Source organism: Streptomyces sp. NBC_00076 (assembly GCF_045041235.1).
Taxonomy (GTDB): domain Bacteria; phylum Actinomycetota; class Actinomycetes; order Streptomycetales; family Streptomycetaceae; genus Streptomyces.
In genome coordinates, this window is record NZ_CP108242.1 from 4,506,708 (window position 1) to 4,525,064 (window position 18,357).

16 protein-coding genes and 1 tRNA gene are annotated in these 18,357 nt (G+C 72.2%); 5 read left to right on the forward strand and 12 right to left on the reverse strand.

The window, feature by feature from the left end; translation table 11 throughout:
* The first annotated feature begins 73 nt into the window (after window positions 1–73).
* On the forward strand, window positions 74–3,628 hold the full coding sequence (locus OHA64_RS20320; protein WP_405614989.1) for a S41 family peptidase: 3,555 nt from the start codon (window positions 74–76) through the stop codon (window positions 3,626–3,628).
* A 109-nt stretch (window positions 3,629–3,737) separates the two neighbouring features.
* Here the strand turns inward: OHA64_RS20320 and OHA64_RS20325 are convergent, their stop codons facing one another.
* The 4 genes from OHA64_RS20325 to OHA64_RS20340 form a co-directional block, all read right to left on the reverse strand.
* Window positions 3,738–3,992, reverse strand: a complete 255-nt coding sequence (locus tag OHA64_RS20325) for a hypothetical protein (RefSeq protein WP_405614992.1) — start codon at window positions 3,990–3,992, stop codon at window positions 3,738–3,740.
* Window positions 3,993–4,078: 86 nt separating this feature from the next.
* A complete protein-coding gene (locus OHA64_RS20330; RefSeq protein WP_405614994.1) occupies window positions 4,079–4,963 on the reverse strand; it encodes an SDR family oxidoreductase in 885 nt (294 codons plus the stop codon).
* A complete protein-coding gene (locus tag OHA64_RS20335; protein ID WP_405614996.1) occupies window positions 4,960–5,898 on the reverse strand; it encodes an alpha/beta fold hydrolase in 939 nt (312 codons plus the stop codon). The genes OHA64_RS20330 and OHA64_RS20335 overlap by 4 nt, the downstream gene beginning before the upstream one ends.
* A complete protein-coding gene (locus OHA64_RS20340; RefSeq protein WP_405614998.1) occupies window positions 5,895–7,394 on the reverse strand; it encodes a flavin-containing monooxygenase in 1,500 nt (499 codons plus the stop codon). Before OHA64_RS20340 ends, OHA64_RS20335 begins: the two co-directional genes overlap by 4 nt.
* Window positions 7,395–7,550: 156 nt before the next feature.
* Between OHA64_RS20340 and OHA64_RS20345 the strand changes: the two genes are divergently transcribed.
* Complete coding sequence (locus OHA64_RS20345) at window positions 7,551–8,258, forward strand: MerR family transcriptional regulator (RefSeq protein ID WP_405615000.1); 708 nt, start codon at window positions 7,551–7,553, stop codon at window positions 8,256–8,258.
* On the opposite strand, the gene OHA64_RS20350 is transcribed toward OHA64_RS20345, so the two are convergent.
* A complete protein-coding gene (locus tag OHA64_RS20350) occupies window positions 8,255–9,058 on the reverse strand; it encodes an exodeoxyribonuclease III (RefSeq protein WP_405615003.1) in 804 nt (267 codons plus the stop codon). The genes OHA64_RS20345 and OHA64_RS20350 overlap by 4 nt on opposite strands.
* An 80-nt stretch (window positions 9,059–9,138) precedes the next feature.
* On the opposite strand from OHA64_RS20350, the gene OHA64_RS20355 reads away from it, so the two are divergent.
* The gene (locus tag OHA64_RS20355) at window positions 9,139–9,621 is read left to right on the forward strand and encodes a GNAT family N-acetyltransferase (protein WP_405615005.1); all 483 of its coding nucleotides are present in this window, start codon (window positions 9,139–9,141) and stop codon (window positions 9,619–9,621) included.
* Here OHA64_RS20355 and OHA64_RS20360 read toward each other — a convergent pair.
* Together OHA64_RS20360 and OHA64_RS20365 are read right to left on the reverse strand one after the other, a co-directional pair.
* The gene (locus OHA64_RS20360; RefSeq protein ID WP_405615008.1) at window positions 9,611–10,279 is read right to left on the reverse strand and encodes a LuxR C-terminal-related transcriptional regulator; all 669 of its coding nucleotides are present in this window, start codon (window positions 10,277–10,279) and stop codon (window positions 9,611–9,613) included. The two genes, OHA64_RS20355 and OHA64_RS20360, sit on opposite strands and share 11 nt — an antisense overlap.
* Window positions 10,243–11,529, reverse strand: a complete 1,287-nt coding sequence (locus OHA64_RS20365; RefSeq protein WP_405615010.1) for a sensor histidine kinase — start codon at window positions 11,527–11,529, stop codon at window positions 10,243–10,245. Before OHA64_RS20365 ends, OHA64_RS20360 begins: the two co-directional genes overlap by 37 nt.
* A 180-nt stretch (window positions 11,530–11,709) precedes the next feature.
* Between OHA64_RS20365 and OHA64_RS20370 the strand changes: the two genes are divergently transcribed.
* Both OHA64_RS20370 and OHA64_RS20375 read left to right on the forward strand, forming a co-directional pair.
* Window positions 11,710–12,459 (forward strand): ABC transporter ATP-binding protein, encoded by a 750-nt coding sequence (locus tag OHA64_RS20370; protein ID WP_405615013.1) that lies wholly within the window; start codon window positions 11,710–11,712, stop codon window positions 12,457–12,459.
* Window positions 12,453–14,927 carry an ABC transporter permease gene (locus tag OHA64_RS20375; protein WP_405615015.1) on the forward strand — a complete coding sequence of 825 codons (2,475 nt, stop codon included), beginning with the start codon at window positions 12,453–12,455 and terminating at the stop codon, window positions 14,925–14,927. Before OHA64_RS20370 ends, OHA64_RS20375 begins: the two co-directional genes overlap by 7 nt.
* Before the next feature lie 49 nt (window positions 14,928–14,976).
* Here OHA64_RS20375 and OHA64_RS20380 read toward each other — a convergent pair.
* From OHA64_RS20380 to moaC, 5 genes are all read right to left on the reverse strand, one after another.
* Window positions 14,977–15,050 (reverse strand) — tRNA-Ala (locus OHA64_RS20380).
* Window positions 15,051–15,151: 101 nt separating this feature from the next.
* A complete protein-coding gene (gene glpR, locus OHA64_RS20385) occupies window positions 15,152–16,453 on the reverse strand; it encodes a gephyrin-like molybdotransferase receptor GlpR (protein WP_405615017.1) in 1,302 nt (433 codons plus the stop codon).
* A gap of 253 nt (window positions 16,454–16,706) precedes the next feature.
* Window positions 16,707–17,321 carry a GNAT family N-acetyltransferase gene (locus OHA64_RS20390; RefSeq protein ID WP_405615019.1) on the reverse strand — a complete coding sequence of 205 codons (615 nt, stop codon included), beginning with the start codon at window positions 17,319–17,321 and terminating at the stop codon, window positions 16,707–16,709.
* 20 nt (window positions 17,322–17,341) lie between these two features.
* Entirely contained in the window at window positions 17,342–17,848 is a 507-nt protein-coding gene (locus OHA64_RS20395; protein WP_405615021.1) for a molybdenum cofactor biosynthesis protein B, read from the reverse strand.
* Complete coding sequence (moaC, locus tag OHA64_RS20400) at window positions 17,845–18,351, reverse strand: cyclic pyranopterin monophosphate synthase MoaC (protein WP_405615023.1); 507 nt, start codon at window positions 18,349–18,351, stop codon at window positions 17,845–17,847. The genes OHA64_RS20395 and moaC overlap by 4 nt, the downstream gene beginning before the upstream one ends.
* Between the last annotated feature and the right edge of the window lie 6 nt (window positions 18,352–18,357).

An 18,357-nucleotide genomic window follows, 5' to 3' on the forward strand; every position in this document is an offset into this window, starting at 1 on the left:
TTCGTGTTATGGGTCACGGGCCGGGCAATAGTCATAAGTTGCTCCGGTTCGTCCCCAGGAAAAGCATGGGGAGGTGAGCTATCTGCGTTTTCCGCATCTGAGCGGCGATCAGCTGTGCTTCGTGGCCGAGGACGACCTCTGGCTGGCCCCGCTCGACGGACCGGGCCGCGCCTGGCGACTCACCGTCGACCGGACGAAGGTCGGCCACCCCCGCTTCTCGCCCGACGGCAGCCACCTCGCGTACACGAGCTGGCGCAGTCTGGTTCCCGAGATCCACCTGGTGCCGGTGGACGGCGGGCCGGGCAGGCAGCTCACCCACTGGGGCTCGCCGGACACCCAGGTGTGCGGCTGGACGCCCCCGGACGCGGAAGGACACAGCCAGATCCTCGCCGTCGCCTCCCACGGCGAGCCCTTCTCGTACTTCACCTGGGCGTACAAGATCCGTCCCGACGGCGACCCCGGCCGCAAGCTCCCCTGGGGCCCGGTCTCCGACATCCAGTCCGCCGACGTCGACGGCGAGCGCCGGACCCTGCTCCTCACCGGCACCCCGCCGCACGAACCGGCCGCCTGGAAGCGCTACCGGGGCGGCGCCACGGGCAGGCTGTGGCTGCACGGGGAGCGGATCCTCGCCGACCTGAACGGCCACCTCCACTCCCCCCTGTTCGTCGGCGACCGGATCGCCTTCCTCTCCGACCACGAGGGCGTCGGCAACCTCTACTCCTGCGCCCACGACGGCTCCGGCCTGCGCCGGCACACCGACCACGACGCCTTCTACGCCCGGCACGCGGCGAGCGACGGCACCCGGGTGGTGTACCAGTGCGGGGGCGACCTGTGGATCGTCGACGACCTGGCCGCCGACTCCGTTCCGCGCCGGCTCGACGTCCGGCTGAACGGGCCGCGCGCGGGACGCCGTCCGTACCAGGTCCCGGCCGCCCAGCACGTGGACGGCGTCTCGGTCGACGAGACGGGCCGCGCGAGCGCCGTCGTCGTCCGGGGGAGCCTGTACTGGCTGACCCACCGGGACGGTCCCGCCCGTACGATCACCGACACTCCGGGGGTACGGGTCCGGCTCCCGGAGATGCTCGGCTCGGGCGGCCAGGTCGCGTACGTGACGGACGCGGAGGGCGAGGACGCGATCGAGATCGCCTATCTCCCCAGGGCGACGGGACATCCCGAGCCCCGCCGACTGGCGTCGGGCGAGCTGGGGCGGGTGCTGGAGCTGGTCTCCGACCCCCAGGGCGAGCGGCTGGCCATCGCCTCGCACGACGGACGGCTGCTTCTGATCACCGTGTCCGACGACGCGGGCGCCGGCGCGGGTACGGAGGACTCGGGCGCCGGCACGGGTACGGAGGACTCGGGCCCGGACAACTCAGGCTCGGGCTCGGGCGGTTCAGGCACCGGCGACTCGGGGTCGGGCACGGTCGAATCGGGCCCGGACGGTTCAGGCACCGGCGACTCTGGGTCGGGCACGGACGGCTCAGGCACCGGCGACTCACGCGAAGGCCCGGACAACTCGGGCTCGGGCCCGGAGACCTCAGCCTCAGGCCCGGAGACTTCAGGCTCGGTCCCGGAGACCTCAGCCTCAGGCACGGAGACTTCAGGCAGCGAGGTGGTGGAACTAATCCACTCCATCAACGGCCCAGTGCGCGACCTCGCCTTCTCCCCGGACGGGGCCTGGCTCACCTGGTCGCACCCGGGCATCGGCCGCACACTCCGCCAGATCAAGATGGCCCGCATCTCCGGCAACGGGCAGGCGGGCCCGGTGATCGTGGACGTCACCAACGGCCGCTTCGAGGACGAGAACCCGGTGTTCACCAGGGACGGCCGCTATCTCGCGTTCCTGTCCTGGCGCGGCTTCGACCCGGTGTACGACGTACACACCGGCGACCTGTCCTTCCCGCTCGGCTGCCGCCCCTACCTGGTTCCCCTGTCCTCCGCCACCCCCTCCCCCTTCGCCGTGAACCCTGAGGGCCGGCCCGCCGCCGGGGGCCTGGACCCCGTGGAGGAGGACGAGGGCGGCGACGGCACGGTACTCGTCGAGGTCGAAGGCCTGGAGAGCCGAGTGACGCCCTTCCCGGTGACCGCCTCCAAGTACTCGGCGCTGTACCCGGTCGCGGGCGGCGGGCTGGTCTGGCTGCGCTGGCCGATCTCCGGTGCGCTGGGCGAGACCTTCGCGAACCCGGACGACACCAGCGGCCGCCCCACGCTGGAGCACTTCAGCATCAGCAAGGCGAAGAAGTCCGAACTCGTCGAGCACCTGGACTGGTTCGCGGTGAGCGGCGACGGCACCCGGCTGGTCCTCGTGGACGAGGGCGACCTGCGCGCGGTCCCCTCGAACGAGTCCGGCGACGGCGACGCGACGGTCTGGATCGAGGTCCGCCGCATCCTGCACGAGGTCGACCCGGCCGCCGAGTGGCGCCAGTCGTACGAGGAGGCGGGCCGGCTCATCCGGGCGTACTTCTGGGATCCGGGGATGTGCGGCATCGACTGGGACGCGGTCCTCGACCAGTACCGTCCGCTGGTCGAACGGGTCGCGTCCCCGGACGAGTTCGCGGACCTCCTGCGCGAACTGCTCGGTGAACTCGGCACCTCCCACGCCTACGTCTCGGCCGCCCGCCGCAACGAGGGCCCGCCGCACTACCAGCGCCGCCAGGGCCTCCTCGGCGCCAACTTCGTCCGACGGGACGAGGGTTGGACGGTCAGGCGGATCCTGCCCGGTGACTCCTCCGACTCCAAGGCACGGTCGCCGCTGGCCGGTACGGGCATCCGGGAGGGCGCGGTGCTCACCCACGTGGACGGCCGTCCGGTGGATCCGGAGAGGGGCCCGTATCCGCTGCTGGCGGGGGCGGGCGGTACGACGGTCGAGCTGACCGTCACCCCGGCCGAGACGAAGGGACACGCCCGCCGGGTGGCGGTCGTCCCGCTCGTCGACGAGCGCCCCCTTCGCTACCAGGACTGGGTGGCCAAACGCCGGTCCGTCGTACGGGAGTTGAGCGGCGGCCGCTGCGGCTATCTGCACATCCCCGACATGGGCGGCTCGGGCTGGGCCCAGTTCAACCGGGATCTGCGCATGGAGGTCTCGCGCCCCGCGCTCCTCGTGGACGTACGCGGCAACGCGGGTGGTCACATCAGCGAGTTGGTCGTGGAGAAGCTGACCCGCACGATCCTCGGCTGGGACCTGACCCGTGACGCCCAGCCCGTGTCGTACGCCTCGAACGCCCCGCGCGGCCCGGTGGTGGCCCTGGCCGACGAGGCGACCTCCTCGGACGGCGACATGATCACGGCCGCCTTCAAGCTCCTGAACCTGGGCCCCGTGGTCGGGCAGCGCACCTGGGGCGGAGTCGTCGGCATGACCGGCCGTCACCAACTGGGCGACGGCACGGTGATCACGGTTCCGATGAACGCGGCCTGGTTCGACGCGTACGGCTGGTCCGTGGAGAACCACGGAGTCGCCCCCGACCTGGAGATCCTCCGCACCCCGCTGGACTGGGCGGAGGGCAGACACGCCCAACTGGCCGACGCTGTGCAACTGGCCCTGGAACTACTGGAATCCAACCCCCCGGCCACTCCCCCGGAGCACAAGAACCTCCCGGACAGGTCGCGGCCCAAGCTGCCCCCGCGCTTTTGAACGGCCCACTGAACGGCCCACGGGGCGCGGACCCCGACGCACACCGGAACGTGGGGCGCCCCTTCCGAGAAAGGGCACCCCACGTCAGCGGTCACGCCGAGTTCAGCGGCTACATGTCGTAGTCCTGGCTGAGGCGGTCCTCCTCCTCGCGCTCGCGCCGCATACGCTCGGTCTCCTCGTCCCGCATGGGCTGACCAGGCCGGCCACGCTCCTGGCCGCGCTCCTGGCGCTCCTCACCCGGACGGCCACGCTCCTGGCCACGCCCCTGACTCTGCTGACCCTTCTCCCGGGCCTGCTGAGCCTTCTGCTTGGCCTGGTCCCGCATCTGCTCCGACTTGTTCTGGAACTGGTCCTTCATACCCATCTGGGTTCACTCCTAATGAGTGGGGGATGGACCCCTAGGTGGGGCCTCGACCAGATTCACACGACCGGACACAGTGCGCATTTCGATCAACTACGGTGCGTAGCGCGGGCCTCCTCGTCCGCCGCCCCACCTGCGCCGACGAGCCCCGTCCGCATGCCCTCCAGCCTGGACGCGAACCGCCTCATCTCCCGTTGCCCCACGGTCCCGATGACCCCCGGCAGGTACCCGCGCACGCCCTGCATCCCGCGCAGCCACCACTGCCCGTAGACATGACTCGACCTGCGCTCGATACCGGCCACGATCCGGTCCGCCGCCGGGCCCAGCGGATACGTCTTGTTGGACGGCCACGGCAGCCGCTGCCGCAGTTCCCGCATCACGTCCTCCTGATCGGCCCCGCGCACCATGTCGGTGTCGGTCCAGGACAGGTAACCGACCCCGACCTGCACCCCCTTGTAGCCGACCTCGGCCCGCAGACTGTGCGCGTACGCCTCCACACCCGACTTGGACGCGCAGTACGCGGTCATCATCGGCGCCGGGGTGATCGCCGCGAGGGAGGCGATCTGGAGCAGGTAGCCCCGGCTCTCCATCAGCACGGGCAGGAAGGCGCGGGCGGTCATCGCCGAGCCGATCAGGTTGACCTCGATGACCCGCCGCCAGGCCTCCGGGTCGGCGTCCACGAAGGGCCCGCCGGTGGCCACGCCCGCGTTGGCGACGACGATGTCGACCTTCCCGAACCGCTCCTTGACCTCCCGGGCGACCTGGGCCATCGCCTCGTGGTCGGTGACATCGGCGTACCAGTGGCCGCTGTCGCCGTGCAGCCGCTCGGAGACCTCCTTGAGCGCGGCGGGCTCCAGCCCGACCAGCGCCACCGTCGCCCCGCGCGCGGACAGCTTGCGGGCCAGCAGCTCCCCGACGCCCCGCGCGGCTCCGGTGACGACCGCGACCTGCCCTTCGAGACCGACCCTGCTCATGCGTCCTCCTTGACGTGACCGACGACGGGACCGACCTGGACGTACGTGGTGACCAGTTCCCGGATCTTCCCGGTGACCGGCGCGGGCGCCTCGACCGGAGTCATGTGACCGATGCCGGGCAGCTCGGTCAGACCCAGGCAGTCCGGCAGGGCGGCGACCAGCGCGCGGGCCTGCGTCGGCGGGGTGAGCCGGTCGGCGGAGCCCACCACGACGGCCGTCGGTGCGCGCAACTCCCGTACCGCGTGGTCGAGATCGAGCAGATCGAGCACGTGCGACCAGGCGTACCGCACCGCGCGCGGGCAGGCGTGCACGATACGGGCGCACGCCTCCACCATGTCGGGGGCCGAACCGGAGCCCATCGTCCCGTACTTGAGGATCCTCCGGGCGAGCGGCGTGACCGGACCGAGGGGGGCACGGGAGCCGAGGATCCGCCGGGTCAGCCAGGTCCTCGCCCGGCCCGCGCGGATCGGTAGCACCAGCGACTCGGCGACCAGCCGCGAGGAACCGGTGCTGCACAGCAGGACGGCCGCCGCGTGTTCCCGGAAGGCGGGCCGGGTGGCGGCGGCCATCACCGTCATGCCGCCCATGGAGTGACCGACCATCACCGCCTTCTCGCCCGGCGCGAGGACCGCCCCCAGCACGGCTTCGAGGTCGTCGGCGAGCGCGTCGGTGCTGCAGGCCGGGCTCGCCGGGCTGCGTCCATGGCCGCGCTGGTCGTAGGCGATGACCCGGTGGTCGACGGACAGGTCCCGTATCTGCGCCGCCCAGAAGGCCGTCGAGCAGGTCCAGCCGTGGGCGAGGACGACCGTCGGGGCGCCCTCGGGTCCGTGCACCTCGACGTGCAGACGGGCGCCGTCGGCGGAGGTGGCGGTCAGTTCGCGGGCGGGCACCGGCGGGGCGTACGGCCCGGAGGCGACGTGCAGGAGACGGCTCACGCGCTGACCTCGGCCTTCTTCTGGGTGGGCACCCGTACGACGTCGTACTCCCCGAGGTCCACGCGCCGGGTCGCGCGCCGGAACTCCGTCGTCGTGCCCGGCCAGATGGTGGTGTTGCGGCCGCTCGCGTCCATGTACCAGCTGGTGCAGCCGCCCGTGTTCCACACCGTGCGCTTCATGCGCTCCTGCACCCGGTCGTTCCAGGCGCGCACGGCGCCCGGGCGGGCGTCGAGGGCGACCCGGCCGCCGAGGACGTTCAACTGCCGTACGAAGTCGGCCATGTAGTTCAGCTGGGACTCGATCATCAGGATCATCGAGGAGTTGCCGAGGCCGGTGTTGGGGCCGATGACGGTCATCCAGTTGGGGAACCCGGCCGCCGAGGCACCGCGCAGGGCCTCCATGCCGCCCTTCCAGTACTCGGCGAGCGTGCGCCCGTCCGCGCCCACCACCCGGTCGGCGATCGGCATGTCCGTGACGTGGAAGCCGGTGCCGAAGACGAGCGCGTCGGCCTCGGCCTCGGTGCCGTCGGCCGCGACCAGCGTCGAGCCGCGGACCTCGCTCAGCCCGCTCGCGACGAGGTCCACGTTGGGCTGCGCGAGGGCCGGGTAGTAGGTCCCGGACAGCAGGATCCGCTTGCAGCCGATGCGGTAGTCGGGCGTGAGCTTGGCGCGCAGGGCCGGGTCCTTGATGGAGCGGGCCATGTTGCGCGCGGCCAACTGCTCGACCAGAACGAGCTCGTTGGGGCGCTTGGTGAACGCCTGGACCTGCAACTCCCGGATGCCCCACGACAGTCCGCGTCGGGCCTGCGCGGTGAAGGGCAGCGCCCGGTGCAGCGCGCGTTCCGCTCCGCTGATCGCCCGGTCGACCCGGGGCAGTACCCAGGGCGGGGTGCGTTGGAAGAGGGTGAGCCGGGAGACCTCGGGCTGGATGGCCGGGACGATCTGGATGGCGGAGGCGCCCGTGCCGACCATGGCGACCTTCTTGCCGCGCAGGTCGGCGTCGTGGTCCCAGCGGGCCGAGTGGAACACCTTGCCTGGGAACGAGTCCAGCCCCGGGATCTCCGGGATTCTCGGGTCGGACAGCGGCCCGGTGGCGGAGACGACCAGGTCGGCCCGGAGCGAGCCGCCGCTGGTCTCGATGTCCCAGCACAGCAGCTCGGTGTTCCAGGTCATCCGCGTGACTTCGGAGTGAAGACGCAGGTGCGGGCGCAGCCCGAAGACGTCCGTCACCCGCTCCAGGTAGGCGCGGATGTGCTCCTGACCGGAGAAGGTGCGCGGCCAGTCGGGGTTGGGCGCGAAGGAGAACGAGTAGAGATGGGACGGCACGTCACAGGCGCACCCCGGATAGGTGTTGTCCCGCCAGGTCCCGCCGACGCTGCCGGCCCGCTCCAGCACGACGAAGTCGGTGACGCCCTCGCGCCGCAGTCGTACGGCGGCCCCCAGCCCGCCGAATCCGGACCCGATCACCGCCACCCGCACGTGTTCCTGCTCGGCCATCCCGAAGCCTCCACGCATCACGCTGAACCCTGCCAGTGAATACTGGCGCAATGGGGAGAGTAGAGCAGGTCCGTACTCAGGGGTAGGGGGCGGGCCAGGACTTTTACCTCAGCGGCCGCCGCCACTGGTACCGGGACCACGACATAGGGTGCGGGCGTGGCAGACAAGCGTGAGTACCGCATGGAGGAACTGGCCGAGGCGGCCGGGATCACGGTGCGCACCCTGCGCTTCTACCGCGAGCGCAAGCTGATCCACCCACCGCGCCGCGAGGGCCGTATCGCCTGGTACGACGACAGTCACCTGGCCCGCCTGCGCACCATCACCACCCTGCTGGAGCGCGGCCACACCCTGAACGGCATCGCGGAACTGGCGGAGGCCTTCGACCACGGCCGCGACGTCGGCGACCTCCTCGGCGTCGACACCCCCACCGAGGAGGAGCCGGTCCGCCTCACCCCCGAGGAACTCGCCGCCCGCTTCGAGGGCCAGGTCACCCCCGAGAATTTCGCCGCCGCCCTGGACCTCGGCTACCTCGGCACCGCCGGCGACGAGATCGTCCACATCAGCCGCCGCCTCCTGGACGTCTCCTCCGCCCTGGTCCAGGAGGGCATCCCGCTCGCCGAGGTCCTGTCCGCGGGCACCCGCGTCCGCGCACACGCCGACGCCCTCGCCGACCTCTTCACCGACCTGATCCTCCGCCACGGCCCGCAGGAGAACCTCCAGCGACTGCGGCCCCTGGCCCGGAGCGTGGTGGAGGCGGAACTGTCACTGGCGCTGGACCGGCGGTTGCGGAGGGAGAACCACACGGGTCCGGACGGGGAGCACACAGGTCCGGACCGGGACCACATGGGCCCGGACACGGACTAGCGGTCGTAGACCACGGTCACCGGAGCGTGGTCCGACCAGCGCTCGGCATGGGTGGCGGCGCGCTCGACGTACCCCTTGACCGCCTTGGCGGCCAGGCCGGGCGTCGAGCAGTGGTAGTCGATCCGCCACCCTGAATCGTTGTCGAAGGCCCGCCCCCGGTACGACCACCACGTGTACGGGCCCTCCGCATCCGGGTGCAGCGCCCGTACGACGTCGACGTAGCCGCCCTCCGTCGCGTCCAGGACCCGGGTCAGCCACGCCCGTTCCTCCGGGAGGAAGCCCGAACTCTTCTGGTTGGCGCGCCAGTTCTTGAGGTCGGCCTGCTGGTGGGCGATGTTCCAGTCCCCGCAGATGACGACCTCGCGGCCGTCGGCGGCGGCGCGTTCGCGCAGGTCCTTGACGTAGGCGAGGAACTCGCCCATGAAGCGGACCTTCTCGTCCTGGCGCTCGGTGCCGACCTCACCGGAGGGCAGGTAGAGCGAGGCGACCGTGACACCCGGCAGGTCGGCCTCGACGTAGCGGCCGCTGGTGTCGAACTCCGAGGAGCCGAAGCCGATTTGGACCCGGTCGGGTTCACGGCGCGTGTAGAGGGAGACACCGGCCCGCCCCTTCGCGGCGGCGGGCGCGTGCACGACGTGCCAGCCTTCGGGGGTGCGCACATGCTCAGGCAGCTGCTGCGGCTCGGCGCGCACCTCCTGAAGACAGACGACATCGGCGGAGGTCTCCGCGAGCCACTCCACGAACCCCTTCTTCGCGGCGGCACGCAGCCCATTCACGTTCACGGTGGTGACAGTCAGCATCCGCGGCACAATACCGGCAGGTCCACAGCAGACTGGACGGTGTCCGGACTTCGATCCAGTACAGATGTACGATTATGCGCATGCATATTCGCCGGGTCCCGTTCGACCACCCCGACGCCGTGAAGCTCAACGACGCCGTCCAGGCCGAATACCACGTGCGCTACGGCGACGGTGGCGACTCCACGGTGCTCGCCCCGTCGGACTTCGAACCGCCGAACGGCGTCTATCTCCTCGTCTACGACGAGGCGGACCGGCCCGTCGCCACCGGCGGCTGGCGAAGCCAGGACGCCAACGGTGAGGGCAACGAGGACGGCGACGCCGAACTCAAGCGCATGTACGTGATCGACGACATGCGCGGCCGCGGTCTCGCCCGGCGCCTGCTGACGGCCCTGGAGGTGGACGCCCGCGCGGCCGGCCGTATCCGCATGGTCCTGGAGACGGGCACCAAGCAGCCCGAGGCCATCGCCCTGTACACCTCGTGCGGCTACGAACCGTGCGGCAAGTTCGGCTACTACCGCGAGTACGAGGACAGCCGGTGCTTCGCCAAGAAGCTCAGCTCCTGAGGTAGGCCAGCACGGCCAGCACCCTTCGGTGGACGTCGTCCGCCGGCGGCAGGTCCAGCTTGGTCAGGATGCTGCCGATGTGCTTGCCGACGGCCGCCTCCGACACCACCAGCGCCCGCGCGATCGCGTTGTTCGACCTGCCCTCCGCGATCAGCGCCAGCACCTCCCGCTCGCGCGGAGTGAGCCGCGCGAGCGGATCCCGGCGCCTGCGCAGCAGTTGTCGTACGACTTCGGGGTCGACCACCGTGCCGCCGCCGGCGACCTCCCGCAGCGCCGCCACGAACTGCTCGACCTGCCCCACCCGGTCCTTGAGCAGATAGCCGACGCCGCTGCCGTCCCCGGAGTCGAGGAGTTCGGCGGCGTACGCCCGCTGCACGTACTGGCTGAGCACCAGCACCGGCAGTCCGGGGCGTTCCGCGCGCAGTCGCAGGGCGGCGTGCAGCCCCTCGTCCTGGAAGCCGGGCGGCATCCGGACGTCGGTCACGACGATGTCGGGCTGGTGCTCGGCGGCCGCGCCGAGCAGCGCGTCCGCGTCGCCGACGGCGGCCGGCACCTCGTGGCCGAAGCGGGTGAGCAGCCCGATGAGGCCCTCGCGCAACAGCACGCTGTCCTCGGCGAGGACTATGCGCAGGGGTCCGTCTGTCGTCTCGGCCGGCAAGGAATCTCCACACGCAGCAGGGTCGGCCCGCCCGGCGGGCTGGACAGGGAGAGTCTGCCATCGAGCACCGACACCCGGTCGGCGAGACCGGTCAGTCCGGTGCCGCCCGCCCTGTCGGCGCCGCCGTCCCCGTCGTCGCGGACGACGAGGGTGAGCCGCCCGCCCTCGTATCCACCGCTGACGGTGGCACGGTCGGCCCCGCTGTGCCTGGCGACGTTCACGAGGGCCTCGCAGACGACGAAGTACGCGGCGGACTCGACGGGTTGGGGCAGCCTTCCGGGCAACTCAAGGTCCACGTCCACGGGGACCGGGCTGCGGTCGGCGGCGTCGGCGACGGCGGCTTCCAGGCCGTAGTCGGCGAGGACCTTGGGGTGGATGCCGTGGATCAGCTCACGCAGCTCCGCGAGGACCTGCCCGGCCTCCTCGTGGGCCTTGGCGAGCTGGTCGGCGAGCGGCCCCGGCGGGACGTCCAGCCGGGCCAGGCCGAGGGTCATGGTGAGGGCGACCAGGCGCTGTTGGGCCCCGTCGTGCAAGTCCCGCTCGATCCGGCGTCGCTCCGCCTCGAAGGCGTCCACCAACCGCACCCGGGAGCGCGCCAGTTCGGTGACCCGCTCGTTGTCCTTCGAGGTCAGCAGGGCCCGCGCCAGCTCGGCGCGGGCCCCGGCCACCACCCCCAGGGCGTAGGCGCCGCCCGCGAGCAGGACCAGCCCGAGCGCGGCGGACCCGAGGGCCCCGGGCCAGGTGTCGACCGTCCACAGCTTGGCCACCCTCGCCTCCCCGTCGACGGCGAACCACACCGGTACGGCGGCCATGACCAGCGGAACCCCGGCCGCGAAGGCGACCGCCAGCGCGTCGAGCGGCCACAGCACCAGCCCGAACAGCACGGCGTACGCCAGCTCCCTCCAGGTCGCCGGTTCCCGCAGCCGGGTCACCAGCCAGACCCGCAGTCCCGGGCCGTCGGGCACCCGGTGACCGTCGCCCGGCGCGGGTCCGACCCCGACCAGGCGCAGGCGCAGCCGCTCCACGGCGGCCACGGGGATCCCGGCCAGCACGGTCAGTACGAGCAGCGGCAGCCCGAACAGGACGACGGCCAGCACCCCGCCGACGACGAGTCCGCCGAGGATCACCACCAGGACGACCACGCCGAGCAGCGCACCGCTGCCCAGGTAGGCGACCGCTCGCCAGGGCCACGCCGATCTCAGGTATCCGCGCCCGCCGGACGCTCCGCTCAGGGCCTGCCACACGCTCATGGGGATCACCGTAGAAGCCGGGCGGGGGCGGGGCCATGGGCCCAGGCGGAGGCTCGGGGGTATGCCTGGCCCTACCCCAAGTCTCCGTCCTGCCGCACTGCTTCGGGGTGTGGTCGCGCGGTTGTCTTGCCCCACCGACACCGAACTGGTGTGAGCAGAGGCGGAGATGAGAGGGCGCGGATGAGAACCGACGCGATCGAACTGAGGGCCGTGAGCAGACGGTACGGGACCGGCGGCAACACCGTGACCGCGCTCGACGACGTCACGCTCGCCTTCCCGACGGGCACCTTCACCGCCGTCATGGGGCCGTCGGGTTCGGGCAAGTCGACCCTGCTGCAGTGTGCCGCCGGGCTGGACCGGCCCGACTCTGGCTCGGTACGGCTCGGAGACACGGAACTGACGGCACTGAACGAGCGCCGGCTGACCCTGCTGCGCCGCGAGCGCATCGGCTTCGTGTTCCAGGCGTTCAACCTGCTGCCGTCCCTGACCGCCGCGCAGAACGTCGCCCTGCCGCTGCGTCTGGCCGGCCGTCGGCCCTCGAAGGCCCGGGTGCGGGAGGTGCTGCGCCAGGTCGGCCTCGGTGACCGCGCCGGCCACCGCCCCTCCCAGCTCTCCGGCGGCCAGCAGCAGCGCGTCGCGCTCGCCCGCGCCCTGATCACCCGTCCCGAGGTCCTGTTCGGCGACGAACCGACCGGCGCGCTGGACTCCGGGACCGGACGCGAGGTCCTGTCCCTGCTGCGGGACCTCGTCGACACCGAAGGCTGCACGGTGGTGATGGTGACCCACGACCCGGTGGCCGCGTCGTACGCGGACCGCGTCGTGTTCCTGGTGGACGGCAGGGTGAGCGGGGAGCTGGGAGGGGATCCGGGAGGGGCGTCGGCGGGGGAGATCGCGGCGCACCTGACAGAGCTGGAGGCCGCCCCGTGCTGAGCCTTGCCCTCCACACCCTGCGCACCCGCTGGGTGACCTTCACCGGCACCTTCCTGGCCCTGTGTCTTGGGGTCGCGCTGCTCACCGTGATGGGGCTGGCCCTCGCCTCCTCCGGGGACGCACCCGAACGGAAGCCGGAGCGGTTCGCGGCGGCGCCGGTCGTGGTGCGGGGGCAGGACACGCTGCGCGTGCCCACCCCGGTCGGCGTCCGCACCGAGAAGCTGTCCCGCCCCCGCCCGGTCCCGCCCCGGACCGTCGCCGCGCTGCGCGCCCTCGGCCCGGTCGTCGAGGACCGCACTTTCGCCGTACGGGCCACCGGAGCGCCCGCCGACCTGGTGGGCCACCCTTGGTCGACGGCCGCGTTCGCCCCGTACGAGCTGACCTCCGGCCGAGCCCCGCACGCCGCGGACGAGGTGGTGGCCACCGGCGACTGGACGGCCGTGGGCCGCCGTCTGCACACCGCCCACGGAACCGTCCGCGTGGTCGGCACGACCCCCGACCTCGGCTTCGAGAACGGCCTCTTCTACTCCGACGCCCGCGCGGCCCGCCTGTCCCCGGTGAGCATCCAACTGGTCGTGGACGCGGACGCGGCGGCGGTACGGCGGACGACCGCAGCACCGCGGTCCGCCGGCCCGAGCGTCCTCACCGGTGACGCCCGGCGGCTCGCCGACCCCGCCCCCGACCGGGACCGGGAGGCGGTGACCGCGTTGAACGCCCTGTTCGGCACGGCCGGCGGGGTCGCCGGGTTCGTGTCGGTGTTCGTCGTGGCGTCCACCTTCGCTTTCGCGGTCGCCCAGCGGCGCCGGGAGTTCGGCCTGCTGCGCACGGCGGGCGCCACCCCGGGCCAGATCCGGCGGACGGTCGTCGCGGAGGCCCTCCTGATCGGTGTGCTCGCGTCGGCGGCGGGCTGCGCACTCGGCGGACTCGCCGCCCCGCACCTGGCCGCACGGGTCGTGGCCGAGGGTCTGGCGCCGGCCTGGTTCACCGTCGGCGAGCATGTCTGGCCGTACCATCTGGCCTTCTGGACGGGCCTGTTGGTGGCGCTGAGCGGTGTGCTGGCCGCGTCCTGGCGGGCCGGGCGGACCGCCCCCACGCAGGCCCTGCGAGAGGCATCCGTCGACACCGGAACCCTGACCCGGGGCCGCCTGTTGAGCGGTACGGTCCTGCTCCTGGCCGCCGTCGTGACCCTGGCGACGGCCCTGCTGACCGACCCGGGCGAGCTGCTGCACCGCAAGTCGTACGTCAGCCGTCCCATGCTGCTGATCACCGCGGTGGCCCTACTCTCCCCGGTCCTGGTGCGGCCGTTGGTCCGGGTGGTCGCGTGGCTGCCGGCCCGACTGCCGGGCGCCTGCGGGCTGTTGGTGCGGGAGAACACCGCCGCGGCCGTCCGCCGCACGGCCGCCGTCGCCGCTCCCGTCCTGGTCACGGTCGCCCTCACGGGCTCACTGCTGGGCGCCACCGCGACCCTGAACGAGGCGCAGGCGGCGGAGCTTCGGCACCGTACGACCGCCGACTTCGTGGTCACGCCCACGGCGTCCGGTACCGGCTCCGCCCCCGGGACGACCGGCACCGGACTCGCCCCGGAGACCGTACGGCGGCTGCGCGCGGTGCCCGGCGCCGAGGTCTCCGTGAGCGCGGCGAGCACGGTTCACACGCTGGAGGAAGGCGTGGCCCTGATCAGGTCCCAGGCCCGCGCGGTCGACCCGAAGGCGCTCGCGGCGACCGTACGGCTGCCGTTGGCCGCCGGCCGGATCGCCGATCTCGACGACGACTCGATCGTGGTGAACGAGGAGTGGGCCCGGCGCACCGTGGGCGAGCAGGTGACGGTGTGGCTGGGCGACGGCACCCGCAGGTCCCTGCGCATCGCCGCGGTCATGCCCACCGGCACGGGCGACAACGGCGTGTACGTCACCCCGTCGAACGCCCCGGACGCCCCCGTGGACCGCATCGACGTGAAGGTCGCGCCCGGCGCGGACACGAACACGGTTCGCACGCGGCTGCGGCAGGCGGTCCGGGCGTCCTCGCCCGCGGGGGCCCGGGTCCTCACCCGGGAGGAATGGCTGCGCGCCGTGTCGCCCCACGCCGACGGCACGACCCGGCTCGGTTTCCTCCTGGTCCTGGGCCTCGCCCTGCTCTACGCCGGCCTCTCGCTGGCCAACACCCTGGTCATGGCCACCTCGGACCGGGCACGGGAGCTCGCCTCGCTCCGGCTGGCGGGAGCCACCGGCGGACAGGTGCTGCGGCTGCTCGCGGCGGAGGCCCTGACCGTGGTGACGGTCGGCGCGGTGCTCGGCCTGGTCGTGGCCGCGCTCAACCTGTTCGGCATGAGGACCGCCCTGGACCTGCTCTCCGCACCCGCCCCGATCCACCTGCCCTGGCCGGCCCTCGGCACGGCGACGGCCGCGTGCGCACTGGTCGCGGTGGTCTCCACCCTGGCCACACACAGAAGATCCCGCCCGATCAACTGATCGGACGGGATCTTCTCAACTGCCCTGGTTTCCCGGGGAGTTGTTGCGGTGGACCTGTGGGGATTTGAACCCCAGACCCCCTCGATGCGAACGAGGTGCGCTACCAGACTGCGCCACAGGCCCTTGCAACGAGTGAAACTCTAGCATCCCCGTTGGGGTGCTTGGAAATCCGTTCCCGGCTGGTCAGGGCGGGCACTGCGACCGCGCGTGCCGGCCCTCGGAGCTCACTCGTTGGCGGCCCGGGGCCGGTCGCCGTCCTCGTACTGGTCGAAGAGCGGGGTGCGGCCGCGTTCGCGGGCGCGGCGGGCGGAGGCGGCGCGGCGGGCGTCACTGCGATCGTCCTCCGGCCTGTCGTCCGCGTCGGCGGAGTCCCCCTCCGATCCACCGTCCCCTGCCGCGGACTCCGCCTCCTGGTCGGGCGTGACGGTGCTGGAGCGCGCCGAGCTCCACGCGTCCGGCGCGCCCAGGTCCACGTCGGAGGTGGCCCGGGGCGCGACGGGTGCGGTCACGTACGTCGGCAACGGCACCGGTACCGGGTCCCAGCTGTCCCCCTGGGCGGGGCGCTGCTGCCGCTCGCGCTGCTGGTCGACCCACTCGGCGTGGTCGGTCTGCTCGACGAGCGCACGCCGGTCCGCGGCAAGGGCCGACATTCCGGAGTCGCTCGCCGGCTCCGGGCCGTCGTCCGGCTCGTCGGAGTCGGCGCTCGCCTCGACGGCGGCCCGCCGACGCGGCTGGCGGGCGCGCTCACGCAGTCGCTGCGCGGCGGCCTCGGCCATACGCCGGTCCATCTGGTAGGCGAAGCGCCGCCGTTCCTGGGAGCGCAGGTACGCGATGTACGTGCTGAGCAGTACGGCGGGCACCCCGGGAGCCCACAGGAACGTGAGCCCTCCGACCGCGGCGACGACCGTGCCCAGCGTGAAGGCGAGGAAGAGCATGACCGTGGTACGCCGACGGCGCGCGAGCACCTTCGTACGCCTGGCGCGTGCCGCGGCGGCCTCCTGCGCGGGCGTACGCCGGGGGGCCGGCACGCGCTTGGGCGCCGAGGAAACCGAGTCTCCCCGCACGGATTCGGGCGCGGGTTCGCGGACGGACTCCCGAGCGGGTTCCCGGCCAGGTTCACGGACGGACTCCCGCGCCGATTCCCGCGCCGGCTCCCGCTCTGGCTCCCGCGCCGGTTCTCGCTCCGGCTCGCGCGCTTGTTCCGCGCGCCCCGGGCTCTGCGCCTGAACCACCGCCTTCGCCTGCGGGCGGTTCGGAGGCATGGCGAAGGCACGGACGTCCACCGAGTCGGTGACCGCGCCCGCGTCGACGGCGCCTGGCTCCCCCTCCTCGGTGGAGCGCGCCCGCAGGTCCTTGGCGTATCGGCGCTCCATCCCCGCCCGTCCGGACAGCAACCGGATGGCTGTGCTGAAGCGTTCCGTCGGACGGGCCTCGTTCAGCTCGTCCTGCCTACGGAGCCACATCGGCACCAAGTAGGCGGCCCAGGCCCCGACAATGACTGCGTAGATGAGGCCGCTGCTGCTCACGTCTCACACGGTAGAGGGGTTTACGTGAGGCCATCTGCCAATTGAGTCGGTGTGTCGCACGATCTGGCTGATATTTCGAGCTTTTTTTGCGACCGATGCGATCAGCACGCCACCGAGGTGACGAATTCAACGTCCCAAGTCGGTCATCCGCCGATCATTTTCGAACACATATTCAATTTCCCGGGCTATGGGCTTTGCGCTGTGGGCTATGCGTATGAGCCACGGGTACGGACTACCGGCTACCGGCTACCGGCTACGCGGGATTGTCGTGAGGCGTGCTTCTGGAGCGTGCCCGCTGCCAGCGCCTGAGCAAACCGTCGGGCACCTCTTCCGAGGTGAGCGCGAACACGAGATGGTCGCGCCAGGCGCCGTCGATGTGGAGATAGCGCGGGCGCAACCCCTCCTCGCGGAATCCGAGCTTCTCCACGACGCGCCGGCTGGGCCCGTTCTCGGGGCGAATGCAGACCTCGATCCGGTGCAGGCCGACGGCCCGGAAGCAGTGGTCCACGACGAGTGCCACGGAGGTCGGCATCACCCCGCGGCCGGCCACCGATTCGTCCACCCAATACCCGACGTGCCCCGAGCACATCGAGCCCCAGGTTATTCCGGCGACCGTCAACTGCCCGACCAGCCGCCCCTGGTACTCGATGACGAACGGAAGCATCCGTCCGGCGTTCGCCTCGGCCCGCAGATGCCGGACCATCTGCCTGTAGGTCGGCCGGTGCGCGATCGGGCCGCTCGGCGTGGGCGGCGGAATGGTCGCCTCCCACGGCCGCAGCCAGTCCCGGTTGCGCCGGTTGACGTCGCGCCACGCCCGCTGGTCGCGCATCTTTATCGGCCGGAGGACGACATCGCCGTCCGCCAGCACGACGGGCCAGGATGGGCTGTTCAGCTCGCACCCCCACTGCCGGCGTCGGGTCTCGAGTGGTCCCCGCCGCGGATCTGGTCGACGGCGTGCGTCAACAGAGGCTCCAGGACGGCGAGACCGTCCTTCACACCGCCGGAGGAACCCGGCAGATTGACGATCAGTGTCCGTCCCGCCACTCCTGCCAGGCCACGGGAGAGCGCCGCCGTCGGCACCTTCTCCCGGCCGTAGGCCCTGATGGCCTCGGCGATGCCCGGCACCTCGTGGTCGATCACCCGGCGGGTCGCCTCGGGTGTGCGGTCGGTGGGCGAGATGCCGGTGCCGCCGGTGGTGACGATCACGTCGTACCCGGCGTCGACGGCGGCGCGCAGGGCGGCTTCCACGGGGTCGCCGTCGGGGACGACCTGGGGGCCGTCGACGGCGAAGCCGAAGCTCCGGAGGCCGTCGGCGATCAGCGGACCGCCCTTGTCCTCGTAGACCCCGGCCGCGGCCCGGTTGGAGGCCGTGACCACAAGAGCTCGATACGTCATACCCGGCTCCAGTCGCCCGACTTGCCGCCCGTCTTCTCCTCGACCCGTACGTCCGTGATGACCGCTCCCTTGTCGACCGCCTTGATCATGTCGATCACGGTGAGTGCGGCGACGGAGACCGCGGTGAGGGCCTCCATCTCCACGCCCGTGCGGTCCGTCGTCTTCACCGTGGCCAGGATCTCCACGGCGTCGTCCGCGACCCTCAGGTCCAGTTTCACACCGGACACCGACAACGGGTGGCACAGCGGGATGAGGTCCGGGGTGCGTTTGGCGCCCATGATGCCCGCGATCCGGGCGGTGGCGAGGGCGTCGCCCTTGGGGACGCCCTCGCCCCGCAGCAACTCGATCACGCGGGGCGAGACCAGGACGCGGCCGCTGGCGCTGGCGGTGCGCGCGGTCACGTCCTTCCCGGAGACATCGACCATGCGGGCCGCGCCCGCCTCGTCGATGTGGGTCAGTCGGTCTGAGGGTCCGGGGGTCTCCCCCCGGGAAGGCACTGTCATGCTGTG

What these genes read in the sequence shown, in the direction of transcription:
- OHA64_RS20325 (WP_405614992.1), bottom strand. Translation starts at nt 3,992, where the DNA reads ATGGGTATGAAGGACCAGTTCCAGAACAAGTCGGAGCAGATGCGGGAC.
- OHA64_RS20330 (WP_405614994.1), bottom strand. Translation starts at nt 4,963, where the DNA reads ATGAGCAGGGTCGGTCTCGAAGGGCAGGTCGCGGTCGTCACCGGAGCC.
- OHA64_RS20340 (WP_405614998.1), bottom strand. Translation starts at nt 7,394, where the DNA reads ATGGCCGAGCAGGAACACGTGCGGGTGGCGGTGATCGGGTCCGGATTC.
- OHA64_RS20350 (WP_405615003.1), bottom strand. Translation starts at nt 9,058, where the DNA reads ATGCTGACTGTCACCACCGTGAACGTGAATGGGCTGCGTGCCGCCGCG.
- OHA64_RS20355 (WP_405615005.1), top strand. Translation starts at nt 9,139, where the DNA reads ATGCATATTCGCCGGGTCCCGTTCGACCACCCCGACGCCGTGAAGCTC.
- OHA64_RS20365 (WP_405615010.1), bottom strand. Translation starts at nt 11,529, where the DNA reads ATGAGCGTGTGGCAGGCCCTGAGCGGAGCGTCCGGCGGGCGCGGATAC.
- OHA64_RS20370 (WP_405615013.1), top strand. Translation starts at nt 11,710, where the DNA reads ATGAGAACCGACGCGATCGAACTGAGGGCCGTGAGCAGACGGTACGGG.
- OHA64_RS20395 (WP_405615021.1), bottom strand. Translation starts at nt 17,848, where the DNA reads ATGACGTATCGAGCTCTTGTGGTCACGGCCTCCAACCGGGCCGCGGCC.
- moaC (WP_405615023.1), bottom strand. Translation starts at nt 18,351, where the DNA reads ATGACAGTGCCTTCCCGGGGGGAGACCCCCGGACCCTCAGACCGACTG.